At 73.3% G+C, this 14,292-nt stretch carries 12 protein-coding genes; 6 read left to right on the plus strand and 6 right to left on the minus strand.

The window, feature by feature from the left end; translation table 11 throughout:
• Window positions 1-82: 82 nt before the first annotated feature.
• Entirely contained in the window at window positions 83-628 is a 546-nt protein-coding gene (locus AB6N24_RS06930; RefSeq protein ID WP_412868687.1) for an NUDIX hydrolase, read from the minus strand.
• Between the two features lie 144 nt (window positions 629-772).
• Here AB6N24_RS06930 and AB6N24_RS06935 point away from each other — a divergent pair, with 144 nt between their 5' ends.
• The gene (locus AB6N24_RS06935; protein ID WP_412868688.1) at window positions 773-2,257 is read left to right on the plus strand and encodes a CCA tRNA nucleotidyltransferase; all 1,485 of its coding nucleotides are present in this window, start codon (window positions 773-775) and stop codon (window positions 2,255-2,257) included.
• Window positions 2,258-2,423: 166 nt separating this feature from the next.
• Here the strand turns inward: AB6N24_RS06935 and AB6N24_RS06940 are convergent, their stop codons facing one another.
• The 4 genes from AB6N24_RS06940 to AB6N24_RS06955 all read right to left on the minus strand — a co-directional run bounded on the left by AB6N24_RS06940 (window position 2,424) and on the right by AB6N24_RS06955 (window position 7,765).
• Window positions 2,424-4,559, minus strand: a complete 2,136-nt coding sequence (locus AB6N24_RS06940) for a SpoIIE family protein phosphatase (RefSeq protein ID WP_412868689.1) — start codon at window positions 4,557-4,559, stop codon at window positions 2,424-2,426.
• Between the two features lie 9 nt (window positions 4,560-4,568).
• A complete protein-coding gene (locus AB6N24_RS06945; protein ID WP_412868690.1) occupies window positions 4,569-5,891 on the minus strand; it encodes an MFS transporter in 1,323 nt (440 codons plus the stop codon).
• Window positions 5,892-6,014: 123 nt separating this feature from the next.
• Complete coding sequence (locus AB6N24_RS06950; RefSeq protein ID WP_412868691.1) at window positions 6,015-7,109, minus strand: inositol-3-phosphate synthase; 1,095 nt, start codon at window positions 7,107-7,109, stop codon at window positions 6,015-6,017.
• The gene (locus AB6N24_RS06955; protein WP_034624518.1) at window positions 7,106-7,765 is read right to left on the minus strand and encodes a PadR family transcriptional regulator; all 660 of its coding nucleotides are present in this window, start codon (window positions 7,763-7,765) and stop codon (window positions 7,106-7,108) included. The genes AB6N24_RS06950 and AB6N24_RS06955 overlap by 4 nt, the downstream gene beginning before the upstream one ends.
• A gap of 436 nt (window positions 7,766-8,201) precedes the next feature.
• On the opposite strand from AB6N24_RS06955, the gene AB6N24_RS06960 reads away from it, so the two are divergent.
• The 5 genes from AB6N24_RS06960 (at window position 8,202) to rplI (ending at window position 12,634) form a co-directional block, all read left to right on the plus strand.
• Window positions 8,202-10,625: a transglycosylase domain-containing protein gene (locus tag AB6N24_RS06960; protein WP_412868692.1), complete on the plus strand. Its 2,424-nt coding sequence runs from the start codon at window positions 8,202-8,204 to the stop codon at window positions 10,623-10,625.
• Between the two features lie 299 nt (window positions 10,626-10,924).
• Entirely contained in the window at window positions 10,925-11,218 is a 294-nt protein-coding gene (gene rpsF, locus AB6N24_RS06965; protein ID WP_034624464.1) for a 30S ribosomal protein S6, read from the plus strand.
• A gap of 92 nt (window positions 11,219-11,310) precedes the next feature.
• Window positions 11,311-11,841 (plus strand): single-stranded DNA-binding protein, encoded by a 531-nt coding sequence (locus AB6N24_RS06970; RefSeq protein WP_258725083.1) that lies wholly within the window; start codon window positions 11,311-11,313, stop codon window positions 11,839-11,841.
• Window positions 11,842-11,931: 90 nt separating this feature from the next.
• On the plus strand, window positions 11,932-12,168 hold the full coding sequence (rpsR, locus tag AB6N24_RS06975) for a 30S ribosomal protein S18 (RefSeq protein WP_034624459.1): 237 nt from the start codon (window positions 11,932-11,934) through the stop codon (window positions 12,166-12,168).
• A gap of 16 nt (window positions 12,169-12,184) precedes the next feature.
• On the plus strand, window positions 12,185-12,634 hold the full coding sequence (rplI, locus tag AB6N24_RS06980) for a 50S ribosomal protein L9 (RefSeq protein ID WP_034624455.1): 450 nt from the start codon (window positions 12,185-12,187) through the stop codon (window positions 12,632-12,634).
• A 125-nt stretch (window positions 12,635-12,759) separates the two neighbouring features.
• Here rplI and AB6N24_RS06985 read toward each other — a convergent pair whose 3' ends face one another.
• On the minus strand, window positions 12,760-14,082 hold the full coding sequence (locus tag AB6N24_RS06985) for an MATE family efflux transporter (RefSeq protein ID WP_412868693.1): 1,323 nt from the start codon (window positions 14,080-14,082) through the stop codon (window positions 12,760-12,762).
• Between the last annotated feature and the right edge of the window lie 210 nt (window positions 14,083-14,292).

The following is a 14,292-nucleotide window of genomic DNA, read 5'->3' on the forward strand; positions in this document are numbered from 1 at the left end:
GGCCGGCGGAGCTCCGCGCGCGCGGGACGACGACGGCGGCCGGGGCGCGGGTCGGCCGCGCGGCGCGAGGGCGGTGCTGCGCTCATGCCGGGCTGGTGAGCACGACGTGGGCCGCCTCGGCGAGCCGACGCTCGTTCGGGTAGGCGAGGCGGCCGGGCAGCTCGGTCACCGGGACCCACTCGACGTCCTCCGCCTCACCGTCCGGGTCGCCCTCGACGGTCAGCTCGCCGCCGACCGCCCCGAGCAGGAAGTGGTGCACGACCTTGTGCACGCGCCGGTCGTCGCCGGTGAACCAGTAGTCGATGACGCCGAGCCGGCGCAGCACCTGACCGAGGATCCCGGTCTCCTCGGCGATCTCGCGGACGGCCGCCTCCTCGGGGGTCTCGACGCCCTCGAGGTGACCCTTGGGCAGGCACCACTCGAGCCGGCCGGCCCGGTTGCGGCGCGCGATGACCGCGGCGTGGTGGACGCCCTGCACCGTGCTCACGACGAGGCCGCCCGCGCTGGTCTCCTCCACGACGGGGAGGACCGCAGGGGCAGGGCGGACGGACGCGCTCCGCAGCTCGATCCGGAGCGCGTGCCCGCCCGGTGGCGTGGGTACGCCATCGGGACGCGCAGGGCTCGGCATGTCGACACTGTAACCATTTCGCCCGACGGGTCCCTCACCCTTGGCGGCCCCGTCACCCGCCCTCAGCCCGGCGCCGCGCTCCCGTCGCGCCCGGCGCGGACCCTCACCCACGTCCGCGCGCCCGATCTGGCAGGCTTGGGCGTCGTGCCCACCGACCCCACCGACCTGCTCCAGCTCCGCCGCCGCGCCCTGACGGTCCTCGCGGACCTCGCGCCGGACGCGCTCGAGCTCGGGGAGGTCTTCCGCGCCGCCGGCCACGAGCTCGCGCTCGTCGGCGGCCCGGTGCGCGACGCGTTCCTCGGCCGGGTCAGCAACGACCTCGACTTCGCGACGTCCGCGACCCCCGACGAGACGATCGCGCTGCTCGCCGCGTGGGGGGACGCGCACTGGGACATCGGCAAGGCCTTCGGGACGATCGGCGCGCGCCGGCACGGGCGTCGCCGGGGCGGGGCCGACGTCGTCGTCGAGGTCACGACGTACCGCACCGACGCGTACGACCCGGCGTCGCGCAAGCCCGAGGTGGTCTTCGGGGACACGCTCGACGGCGACCTCTCGCGCCGCGACTTCACCGTCAACTCGATGGCGGTGCGCGTCCCCGAGCTCACCTTCGTCGACCCGTTCGACGGGCTCGCCGACCTCGCGCGCCGCACGCTGCGCACCCCTGTGGCCGCGCGGCAGTCCTTCGACGACGACCCGCTGCGCATGATGCGCGCCGCACGGTTCGCCGCCCAGCTCGGCTTCACGGTGGACGACGACGCGCTCGCGGCCATCGGCGACATGGCGGAGCGCATCACGATCGTCTCGGCCGAGCGCGTGCGCGACGAGCTGACGAAGCTGCTGCTCTCGTCGTCCCCGCGCGAGGGGCTCGAGGTGCTCGTGGCGACCGGGCTCGCGGACCACGTGCTGCCCGAGCTGCCCGCGCTGCGGCTCGAGATCGACGAGCACCACCGCCACAAGGACGTGTACGAGCACTCGCTCATCGTGCTCGAGCAGGCGATCGACCTGGAGACCGGCACGGTCGACGCCCCGACCGGCCCGGTGCCCGGCCCCGACCTCGTGCTGCGGCTCGCGGCGCTGCTGCACGACATCGGCAAGCCCGCGACGCGCCGGTTCGAGGACGGCGGCGGCGTCAGCTTCCACCACCACGAGGTCGTCGGCGCCAAGCTCGTGGCCCGCCGGCTCAAGGCCCTGCGCTTCGACAAGGCCACCGTGCAGGCGGTCGCGCGGCTCACCGAGCTGCACCTGCGCTTCCACGGGTACGGCGAGGGCGCCTGGACCGACTCGGCGGTGCGGCGCTACGTGACCGACGCCGGCCCGCTGCTCGAGCGCCTGCACCGGCTCACGCGCTCGGACTGCACGACCCGCAACCGCCGCAAGGCCGAGCGCCTGTCCCGCGCCTACGACGACCTCGAGGTGCGCATCGCGCGGCTGCGCGAGCAGGAGGAGCTGGCCTCGATCCGCCCGGACCTCGACGGCGCCGCGATCATGGAGATCCTCGGCATCCCGCCGGGCCCCACGGTCGGGAAGGCGTACAAGCACCTGCTCGAGCTGCGCATGGAGCGCGGCCCGCTCGACCACGACGCGGCGCGCGCGGAGCTGCTCGCCTGGTGGGCGGCGCAGCAGGACTGACGTGGAGCGGGCGGGCGTGCGGGCGACCCGCACCCTCGCCCGGCCCGGCGGGCCGCAGCAGGCGCGGCCGGTCCGACCCGCGCCGGACCACCCCGGCCCGGTCCGGCTCACCGGTGCACCGGTGCGGTCCGGCTCACCGGTGCCTCCGGCGCGGACCGGCGGTCCGTCAGGGGATGCGGACCACGAGGAGGCACACGTCGTCCTCCTGGCGCGCGGACACCAGCCGCTCGACGAGCTCGTCGCGGATCTCGCCCGCGGTCGCCCCCGCAGGGAGCTCGCCGAGGGTCCGGGTCAGCTCCGCGATGCCCTCGCGCAGCGAACGGTCGCGCCGCTCGACGAGCCCGTCGGAGTAGACGACGAGCACCGAGCCGCGCGGCATGAGCTGCTCGGCCTCGGGTGCCGGCTCCCCGAGCGTCGTCACGCCGATGGGGGTCGCGAGCGCACCGGAGAGCGCCACGACCTCGCCGTCGGGCAGCCGCAGCAGCGGCGTGGGGTGCCCGGCGCGGCTGTAGGTGAGCCGCCGGTCCCCGTCCGCCGCACCCTCGGCCACCTCGAGCCGCAGGTACACGCACGTCGAGATGTCGGCCATCCCGAGCCCGCGCACGAGCTCGTCGAGGTGCGCGACGACGCGGCCGGCCCGCTCGCCGCTCCATGCGTACGAGCGCAGCACGGAGCGGAGCTGACCCATCGACGCGGCGGCGCGCAGGTCGTGCCCGACGACGTCGCCGACCGCGAGCCCGAGGGCGCCGTCGGGCAGGGGCAGCACGTCGAACCAGTCGCCGCCCACCTGCGCGCGGTGCACCGCGGGGACGTAGGACGCGGCGAGGTCGAGCCCCTCGACGTCCGGGATCTCGGGGAGCAGCGAGTGCTGCAGCGTCAGGGCGGCCTCGCGCTCGCGGAGGTAGAGCCGCACGTTGTCGAGCGCGAGCCCGGCGCGTTGGCCGAGGTGCGCCGCGGTGTCGACGACCGCGCGCGGGAAGCCGTCGACGGACTCGTGCACGAGGCACAGCACGCCGATCACGCGGTCGCGCGCGCGCAGCGGGACGACGAGCGCGCTGCCGAGGCCGAGCTCCCGGAGCGCGTCGAGCTGTCGCGGCGTGGTGCGGTCCGGGAGGCTGGCGAGGTCGACGGGGAACGGAGCAGCGACGTACCCGGACTCGCTCGCGAGCGCCGCGGCGACGCTCGGCGACCGGGTGAGCCACGAGAGGTCCTCGCTCTCGAGGATCCGGGCGGCCGCGGAGGCCTCGGGGTGCGTCGTCGCGATGTGGATCCGCTCGATCTGCCCGGCGTCGGTCGTGACGGTGACGAAGCCCCAGGTCGCGAGCGCGGGCACGGCGACGTCCGCGAGCGCGTCGACGGCGGCGCCGTAGTCCAGGTGGTGCGCGAGGGCGTCGACCACCTCGGCGAGGAGCTGGAGGCGCTCGCTGGTCACGCGGGCCTCGTCGAGCGCCTCGTCGCGCGCGCGCTCGAGCTCGACGCGCTCGGTGACGTCCGCCTGGATGCCGACGTGGTGCGTGATGACCCCGTCCGCGTCGAGCACCGGGCTGATGACGACCTGGTTCCAGAACGGCGTGCCGTCCTTGCGGTAGTTGAGGATCGTCTCGGCGAACGTCTCGCCCGCCCGCAGCGCCTCGCGCAGCCGGTCGATCGTCGCGCGGTCGGTGTCGGGTCCCTGCAGGAACCGGCAGTTGCGCCCCACGGAGTCCTCGGCGGTGTACCCGGTGACGCGCTCGAACGCCGGGTTGACCCACACGAGCGGGTCGTCGTCGGCGTGCGGGTCGGAGATCGTGAACGACAGCTCGCTCGCCATCGCCGCCCGGGCGTGCAGGTCACCGGCGCGGTCCTGGAGCGCCCGCAGCGTCTCCTCCTCGCGGACCGGGAGCAGGATCACGAGCGATTGCCGGGTCAGCGGTGCGGGCGCGTCGGTCAGCGGGACGCCGACCACCCACAGCGCCTCGCGGGCCTCGGAGGTGTCGGAGCGTCGCGCCGCCGTGACCGCGAGACCGCGGGCGGGCCGGCCGGCGGCGAGGTCGGCCAAGGAGAACTCGCCCGCGCCGAGCGGCGCCGAGTCGGGTGTCACGAGCCCGGCCTCGCGCGACCACTCCTCGAGCGAGACGGGCAGGTGCAGACCGGGCGCGAGCTCGTTCGCGAGGTGGTTGGCGAACACGACGGTCCCGCGCTCGACGTCGACCAGCAGGGTCGCGGCGGGCTTGTCGTGCACGACGCGCGGCAGCGCGGCCGCAGCACGAGGGTCTGCGGTCCGCAGAGCGCTCGCGCTCAGGGCATGGTCGTCCAGCTGCACGGGAGAACTTTAAAGTTCCTCGGCCCTGGAAGACAGCGGGGCGAGGGTGACGTCGCTCGCGCCGCGCGCCGAGGCGGCCCGGTACAGCACCGCCGCGACGGCGTACGCGACCGCGAGGAGCGCGAACACGACCCGCGACCAGCCGGTGTCGGGGAGCGTCGCGGCGGCGAGCGCCGCGGCGCCGACGAACGCGGCGTTGTAGAGGACGTCGTACAGCGCGAAGGCCCGCCCGCGGAACTCGTCGGCGGTGTCGCGCTGGACGATCGTGTCGACGGCGATCTTGGCGCCCTGGGCGGCGAGCCCGAGCGCCCCGGCGCCGACGAGCACCGCCCACCGCTCGACCGTGACCGTCAGCAGGAGCTGGCTGAGCGCCGCCCCCGCGAGGCACAGCACGATCCACGCGTGCGGGCCGGTGCGCGGGCTCAGCACCGGCGTGAGCACGACCGCGAGGGCGAACCCGACGGCCGACGCGGCGAGCACCGTCCCGAACGTCCGGAGCCCCGCGTCGGCGTCGGCCGGGTCGGAGAGCAGGTTCCGGGAGATCAGGATGCTCGCGATGAACGTCGCTCCGTAGAGGAACCGGTGCACCGCCATGACCCCGAGCGCGAGGGCGGGGGTACGCCGTGCGACGAGGTGCCGGGCCCCGGCGACGAGCCCGCGCGCGAGCATCCCGAGCGCGCGGCGCAGCTCCTCGCCGGCGGCGCGCGCGTGGGACCAGAGCTGGTCGCGGCCCTGGCGGTGCGCGAGGGCCGACGCCGTGCCCATGAGCGCGGCGGCCAGCACGAGCGCCCCGACGTCCTGCGCCCGCCCCTCGGGCAGCACGAGCCCGAGCACGAGCCCGACGCCGCCGCCCACGCCCGCCGCGGCGGCACCGAGCGTCGGGGTCAGCGAGTTCGCGGTGAGCAGCAGCGGTCCGTCGACGACGCGGGGGAGCGAGGCGGACAGCGCCGAGAGCAGGAACCGGTTGACGGAGAGCGTCACGAGCGCGAGCACGTACACCGCGGGGCCGACGCCGCTCGTCGCCATGAGCACCGCGATGGTCAGCGTCAGGCCGACGCGCACGAGGTTCCCCACGAGCAGCACCTGCCGCCGGCGCCACCGGTCGAGCAGGACCCCGGCCCACGGGCCGACGATCGTGAACGGGAGCAGCAGCACGGCGAACGCCGCGGCGACCCCCGTCGCGGTGCTCGCGCTCTCGGGGGAGAAGAAGAACAGCGTCGCGAGGCCGACCTGGAACATGCCGTCGGAGGTCTGGCTCGTGAGCCGGACGGCGAAGAGGCGGCGGAAGCCGGGGAGCCGCAGGAGCTGGCGGAGCTCGCCGATCACGCGCATCGGGTCAGGCTATCCGGCGCCCGGGACCTGCCGGACGGGACGAGGCCCGGCGCTGCGGGAGCGCCGGGCCTCGTCCGGGTCGTGCGGGTCGTGCGGGTGCTGCGGTCGTGCGTGACGGGAAGGTCAGCGCTCGACGTCGCCGCGGATGAAGGCCTCGAGCTGCGCGCGGCCCTTCGTGTCCTCCATCTGGACCGGCGGCGACTTCATGAAGTACGTCGACGCGGACAGGATGGGGCCGCCGATGCCGCGGTCCTTGGCGATCTTCGCGGCGCGCACGGCGTCGATGATGATGCCGGCCGAGTTCGGGGAGTCCCAGACCTCGAGCTTGTACTCGAGGTTCAGGGGGACCTCGCCGAACGCGCGGCCCTCGAGGCGCACGTACGCCCACTTGCGGTCGTCGAGCCACGCGACGTAGTCCGACGGGCCGATGTGGACGTTGCGGTCCTCCTTCTTGCCGGCAAGGGGGCCCTCGTCGATGTTGGAGGTGACGGCCTGCGTCTTGGAGAGCTTCTTCGACTCGAGGCGGTCGCGCTCGAGCATGTTCTTGAAGTCCATGTTGCCGCCGACGTTCAGCTGGTACGTGCGGTCCAGCACGACGCCGCGGTCCTCGAAGAGCTTCGCGAGCACGCGGTGCGTGATGGTCGCGCCGACCTGCGACTTGATGTCGTCGCCGACGATCGGGACGCCCGCGGCCTCGAACTTCGCGGCCCACTCCGGGTCGGACGCGATGAAGACGGGCAGCGCGTTGACGAACGCGACGCCGGCCTCGATGGCGCACTGGGCGTAGTACTTCGCCGCGACCTCGGACCCGACGGGCAGGTAGCAGACGAGGACGTCGGCACGGGCCTCGCGCAGCGCCGCGACGATGTCGACGGGCTCGGCGTCCGACTCCTCGATGGTCTCGCGGTAGTACTTGCCGAGGCCGTCGTTGGTGTGGCCGCGCTGGACGGTCACGCCGAGCGGCGGGACGTCGGCGATCTTGATCGTGTTGTTCTCCGAGGCGCCGATCGCGTCGGACAGGTCGAAGCCGACCTTCTTCGCGTCGACGTCGAACGCGGCGACGAACTCGATGTCACGCACGTGGTACGGACCGAACTGCACGTGCATGAGGCCCGGCACGCGGGTGTCCGGCTCGGCGTCGGCGTAGAAGTGCACGCCCTGGACGAGCGACGCGGCGCAGTTGCCGACGCCGACGATGGCGACGCGGATGGAGGTCATCCTCGCTCCTTCTCGGTTGTCTGTGCCGGGGTGCCCGAGGCGCCGTCGACAGCTATCTGGATGTCGGTGACGGCCGGGTGGCCAGCACCTGAGGGACGGGCGCGACGCAGGCCGCGCTCGTTGTCGATGAGGTCGTCGAGCCAGCGCACCTCGCGCTCGACCTGCTCGAGACCGTGCCGCTGGAGCTCGAGGGTGTACTCGTCCATGCGGGCCCGGGTCCGGGCGAACGACTGCCGGACCGTCTCGAGGCGCTCGGTGAGCCGGCTGCGCCGACCCTCGAGGATCCGCAGCCGCGTCTCGGCGTCGGTCTGCGCGAAGAACGCGAACCGGACGTCGAAGTTCTCGTCCTCCCACGCCGACGGGCCGGACGACGCGAGGATCTGCTGGAAGTGCTCCTTGCCGTCCGCCGTGAGCTGGTAGACGATCCGCGCCCGCTTGCCCGAGAGGGCGTGCGGCGGCGCGTCGGCCGACTCGGTGCCGGCGATCCAGCCCCGCGCGACGAGCGACTTGAGGCACGGGTACAGGGAGCCGTAGGACAGCGCCCGGAACGAGCCGAGCACGAGGTTGAGGCGCTTGCGCAGCTCGTAGCCGTGCATGGGTGCCTCGTGGAGCAGGCCGAGGATGGCCGGCTCGAGGACGTCGGTACGTCCGCGCACGTGCACCTCCTCGGGCTTGTCGGCCGTGCACCGGCCTGCACCGGCCTGCATGGGCCTGCACAGGCGCAGCAGCCAGAATTCGATGTATCGAACTGATACATCCGCACAGTACGTCGCGGCGATGCCTCGCAGCAACCGGCCAGCGCCGCGCACGGCGGCGGGCGACGTGGAAGCTGCCCTGTGAGCCGCACCACGCGCACCCTGTGCGACACGCAGGCACGACGCGCGGATCGGGTGCTCATGTCGTGAAAACCGGACATCGAACAGGCGCCGGGCCCGGGAGGGTCGTCCATACTGAACCGGCGGTCCGCCCGGCACCCCCCTGTGCCCGGGCCGCGACCCGAGTCCCCGGCAGGAAGGCAGTGCGTTGGCGAGCAGCAACCGGAGAGCCCCGGCGCCGTCGCGGCGCCGTGCGTCGCGCGTCGCCTCCGCACCCGTGGCGGAGCGCTCGACCGGGCGACGCCGGTTCTTCGACTACCCCCGCTCGGGCTACGAGGGCCTGCACCGGTGGCTGCCGTCCTGGCGCTTCGTGCTCGGGTCGTTCCTGACCGTCGGCTTCCTCGGCCTCGGCGCGCTCGTCGCGGCGTACGCGGTCACGAAGATCCCCAACGCGTCGGAGGACGCCAAGTTCCAGGCGTCGACCGTGTACTTCGCCCCGCCCGAGGGCTCCCCGGAGGGCACCCTCGGTGCGCCGATCGCGACCTTCGCCGAGCAGAAGCGCGAGCTCGTCGACCTGACGACGCTCCCGGAGTACGTCGGCGACGCCGTCATCGCGTCCGAGGACCGCACGTTCTGGGAGAACAGCGGCATCTCGCCGCGCGGCATCGTGCGTGCGCTCTGGAACAACGTGCGCGGCGGCGACACCCAGGGCGCCTCGACGCTCACCCAGCAGTACGTCGAGCGGTACTACACGGGCAAGACGACGTCGGACTACCTCGGCAAGGCGCGCGAGACGCTGCTCGCGGTCAAGATCTCCCAGTCCCAGGAGAAGCCCGAGATCCTCGAGCGCTACCTCAACACCATCTACTTCGGCCGCGACTCCTACGGGATCCAGACCGCCGCGAAGTCGTACTTCAACAAGAACGCCGCGGACCTCACGCTCTCCGAGGCCGCGATGCTCGCCGGCATCATCCCGTCGCCGAACAACTGGGACCCCGCCGAGAGCCCCGAGAAGGCGCAGCAGCGCTGGGAGCGCGTGCTCAACATCATGGTCGAGGACGGCCACATCACGGAGCAGCAGCGCGCGGAGGCCGTCTTCCCGACGGAGTTCCTCGTGGCGTACACGCGCTCGAACACCCTCGCGGGCCCCAACGGCTACATCCTCGACCTCGTCAAGGACGAGCTGGAGACCAAGGGCATCACCGAGGACATCCTCTACACCGGGGGCCTCCAGGTCGTCACGACGATCCAGCAGCCGCTCCAGGACGCGCTCGTCACCCAGGCGAACACCATCTGGGACGGCAGCCTCGCCGGAGGCCAGCCCGACCTCGCCCACTTCAAGATGGGTGTCGTCTCCCTCGACACGCGGGACGGCGCGATCGTCTCGATGTACGGCGGCCAGGACTTCCTGACCGACCAGATCAACCGGGTGACCCGCGACACCGCCCAGGCCGGCTCGACGTTCAAGCCGTTCACGCTCATCGCGGCGCTCGAGCAGGGGATCAGCCTCGAGAGCCGGTTCTCGGGCGCGAGCCCGCTCAAGCTGGACTCGTGGGGGCCGGACGAGGAGATCATCAACTTCGGCGAGACCTCGCTCCCGGAGATGAACCTGGCGGACGCGACGGCCGACTCCGTCAACACGGTGTACGCGCAGCTCAACGACCTCGTCACGCCGCAGAAGACGGTCGAGGCCGCGACGCGGGCCGGCATCACGACGCCGCTCGTCGACAAGCCGTCGAACGTGCTCGGGCCCGACGCCGTGCACCCGCTCGACATGGCCGCGGCCTACGCGACGATCGCGTCCGGCGGCGTCTACCACAAGCCGTTCATCGTCCGCGAGGCGCGCTACGTCGCGGACCCCGAGACCGTCGCGTACCGCGGCGGGACCGACGAGCCCAAGCAGGTCTTCGCCCCCGAGGTGATGGCGGACACGACCTACGCGATGACCCAGGTGGTCGAGAAGGGCTCGGGCGAGCAGTACGTCAAGCCGCTCGGCCGCCCGATCGCCGGCAAGACGGGGACGTCGACCGACAACAAGTCGGCGTGGTTCGTCGGCTTCACGCCGCAGATCGCGACGGCCGTCGCGTTCAGCCAGGTCGGCGAGAACATGAAGGACCCGGTGCGCATCACCGAGTTCGGGGTCGACGGGCGCGGCCGTCCCATCAAGCAGATCACCGGTGGGTCGTGGCCCTCCGCGCTCTGGGCCAAGTACATGGAGCAGGCGTTCCAGCAGCCCGCCTACGCCGAGGTCAAGCCGTTCCCGAAGCGCGCGAACGTCGGCAAGAAGCCCACGCCGACGGCCACCGCGACGGAGACCGAGGCGCCCGTCGAGACCCAGCCGCCGGCCGAGACGCAGGTCGCGGTGCCCGGTGGCCTCGAGGGCAAGACGCAGGCCGACGCCGAGGCTGCGGTGGTCAACGCGGGCCTCTCGCCGGCGGTGTCCCAGCAGGCGTCCGAGACCGTCGCGGCCGGGCGTGTGGTCAGCGCGAGCCCGGGCGGCGGCACGATGCTGAACAAGGGTTCGGCGGTCACGATCGTCGTGTCCACGGGCCCGGCGAAGAAGCCGACGCCGACGCCGACCCCGGCGCCGACGCAGACGCAGCAGCCGCAGCCCACACCAACGCCGACGCAGCCCCCCGTGGAGGGCGCGGGCGGCGGCGGAGGTGGCAACGGCGGTGGGGGCGGCAACGCCGGCGGGTAGTCACGACGCGAGCGCACGAGAGCGGGGCCGGGGACGCACGTCGTCCCCGGCCCCGCTCGCGTCCGGCGTGCTCGTCCGCCCGTGCGCCCGTCCGCTCGGCAGGATTTCGGTCCCGGCTCCCGAGCCGGTAGGCTGGACCGTTGCTGTGCCACTGGGTTGCCGTCGCCGATCGACGCGGGACCCGGGCACGGTGTGCGGCACCACCCCACGGGCCTCCGGGCCCGCGTCGAGGTGCCGCGACGCATGAGGACCCTCCTGCCACGGACAGACCGTGGCCGCCGAGACCAGAGGAGGTGGGTATGAGCCTGCGTCAGTACGAGATCATGATCATCCTCGACCCCGAGATCGAGGAGCGCACCGTCGCTCCCTCGCTCGACAAGTACCTGACCGTCATCAAGAACGACGGTGGGACCGTGGACAAGGTCGACATCTGGGGCCGTCGCCGCCTGGCGTACGACATCCAGAAGAAGTCCGAGGGCATCTACGCGGTCGTCGACTTCACGGCGTCGCCCGCGACCGCCAAGGAGCTCGACCGCCAGCTGGGCCTCAACGAGGTCGTCCTGCGCACCAAGGTGCTCCGCGCCGACGCCTGAGCGTCGGACCGCGCGAGTACGGTGCGCACCACTGACCCCACGGCGAGCTCCGCGACGAGCTCCCCGACGAACTGACGTCACAAGGAGCTGGCATGGCTGGTGAGACCGTCATCACGGTGATCGGGAACCTGACCGGGGACCCCGAGCTGCGCTTCACCCCCTCGGGTGCGGCCGTCGCGAACTTCACCGTGGCCTCGACCCCTCGCACGTTCGACCGCCAGTCCAACGAGTGGAAGGACGGCGACACGCTGTTCCTGCGCTGCTCGGTGTGGCGTGAGGCGGCGGAGAGCGTCGCGGAGTCCCTGACCAAGGGGACCCGCGTCATCGTGCAGGGCCGTCTCGTGCAGCGCTCCTACGAGACCCGCGAGGGCGAGAAGCGCACGGTGTACGAGATGCAGGTCGACGAGGTCGGCCCGTCCCTCCGCTACGCGACCGCGAAGGTCACCCGGGCCCAGCGCTCGGGTGGCGGCGGCGGTGGCTTCGGGGGGGGCGGCGGTGGCGGCTTCAACGGCGGCGGCGGCGGTTACGGCGGCGGCGGCAACCAGCAGCAGGACGACCCGTGGGCCACGCCGGCCCCCGGCGGCGCCTCTGGTGGGTCGTTCTCCGACGAGCCCCCGTTCTGACCGGCAGCCGGCTGACCCAGCACCACTGACACACCCATCCCGGGGCATGGCAACTCCCCGGGCTCCAGGTACTTGAGAAGGAGCACCACGATGGCCAAGGCCGTTGTCCGCAAGCCCAAGAAGAAGATGAACCCGCTCAAGGCGGCGAAGATCGACGTCGTCGACTACAAGGACACTGCGCTGCTGCGCAAGTTCATCTCGGACCGCGGGAAGATCCGCGCGCGCCGAGTGACCGGTGTGTCCGTCCAGGAGCAGCGTGCGATCGCACGCGCCGTCAAGAACGCCCGCGAGATGGCTCTCCTGCCGTACTCGTCGTCGGCACGCTGAGAAGGAGGCGACACTCATGGCCAAGCTCATCCTGACCCACGAGGTCACCGGTCTCGGTGCCCCGGGTGACGTCGTCGAGGTGAAGGACGGGTACGCCCGTAACTACCTCGTCCCGCGCTCCCTCGCGACGCCCTGGACCAAGGGCGCCGAGAAGGAGATCACCGCGATCCGCAAGGCCCGCAAGGCCCGCGAGATCGAGAGCCTCGAGGGTGCCCAGGCGGTGCGCGACTCGCTGCAGTCGAAGCCCGTCGTCGTCACCGCGAAGGCCGGCGAGTCGGGCCGCCTGTTCGGTGCGATCACGACCGCGGAGATCGCGGACGCGGTCAAGGCGAACGGCGCCCAGACGGTCGACAAGCGCAAGATCGAGATCGGTCAGCCCATCAAGGCGACCGGCGAGTACAAGGTGCAGGTCCGCCTGCACGCCGAGGTCTCGGCCACGGTGACCGTCAAGGTCGTCGCTGCCTGACCTGATCGGACGCGTGACACGAGGCCGGTGCCCCTGACGGGGTGCCGGCCTCGTGCGTCGTGCGGGTGCGCGGTGCGCCGGGCGTGCCTCGGCCGGGAGGCGGACGGACCCGGCGCCGGGCGGCGTCAGCGCGCGGTCGGGCCGTCGACCATCCAGGCGGTGCCCCGCGCCCGGAGCGCCGTCGTCACGGCCCGGGCGAGCATGAAGACCCCCGCGAACGCCGCCCAGAGCCACGCGAGCCCCGCGGCGCCGTCGGGCGCCCACGCGCGCACGGCGAGCGCGCACGGGACGTACACGGCGAGCGTCACCAGTCCCGCCCACGCGAGGTAGCGACCGTCGCCCGCACCGATGAGGACCCCGTCGAGCACGAAGACCCAGCCCGCGAGCGGGAGTGTCGCCGCGGCGACGACCAGGCCGGCGACGACCGCGTCGCGCACGGCCGGGTCCGACGTGAACGGGCGGGCGAGCAGCGGCGACGCGACGGCGATCAGGACCCCGAGGACGGCGCCGGCCGCGACGCCCCACGTGACGGTGCGGCGCAGCACGGCGCGCACCCGGGGGACGTCGCGGGCCCCGAGGGCGTGCCCGACGAGAGCCTGGGCGGCGATGGCGAGCGCGTCGAGCGCGAACGCGGTCAGGCCCCAGACCGCGCCCACGACCTGGTGGCCTGCGAGCACGACCGGGCCGAGGCCCGTCGCGACCCAGACGGTCAGGAGGATCGCGAGCCGCAGCGAGACGGTCCGCACGAGCAGGGGCGCGCCGGCGCGGGCCTGGCCGAGGATCCCGGCGGCCGCAGGGGACAGGGGTGCGCCGACCGCCCGCGCGCCGCGCACGACGACCACGACGAGCACGGCCGCCATGCCGAGCTGCGTGAGCGCCGTCCCGAGCCCCGAGCCGGCGATCCCCATCCCGAGCCCGTACACGAGGGCGACGTTGAGGACGGCGTTGACGACGGCTCCCGAGGCGGCGACGACCAGCGGCGTGCGGGTGTCGAGGAGCCCGCGCAGCGCGCCGGTCGCGGCCAGGACCAGCAGCATCCCGGGCAGGCCGGGCGCGGACCAGCGCAGGTACGTCACGGCGTGCCCGGCGACGGCCCCGTCGGCCCCGAGCGCCTCGACGGCCCACGGCGCGGTGACCACCAGGGCGAGCGCCAGCACGGCCCCGAGGCCCGCGGCGAGCCACATCCCGTCGATCCCGAGCCGGAGCGCGGCGACCCGGTCGCCGGCCCCGATACGCCGGGCCACGGCGGCGGTCGTCGCGTACGCGAGGAAGACGCAGAGGCCGACGACGGTCACGAGGACGGTCGAGGCGAGTGCGAGCCCGGCGAGCTCGGGGGTCCCGAGGTGCCCGACGACGGCGGAGTCGACCAGCACGAACAGCGGCTCCGCGACGAGCGCGCCGAGGGCGGGGACGGCGAGCGCGAGGACCTGCCGGTCGAGGCTGGACACGGAACGTCCACCCTGTGAACTCCTGGCCAACTTTCTCCTCGTCCACAACGGTGCACGGCGTCTCTCCCGGTGAGAGGCGTCTTTCGGGCCGTCGTCCACCATTGTCCACAGGCCTGTCCACGACCTGTGCACAGCGCCGTGAGGGGGGTCCACAAGCGCCGACCGGTTGTCCCCAGGACCTGTGGACAGCGTTCTTGGCGTGTCCGGAGG

Source organism: Cellulomonas jepli (assembly GCF_047229345.1).
In the GTDB taxonomy this organism is placed as follows: domain Bacteria; phylum Actinomycetota; class Actinomycetes; order Actinomycetales; family Cellulomonadaceae; genus Cellulomonas_A.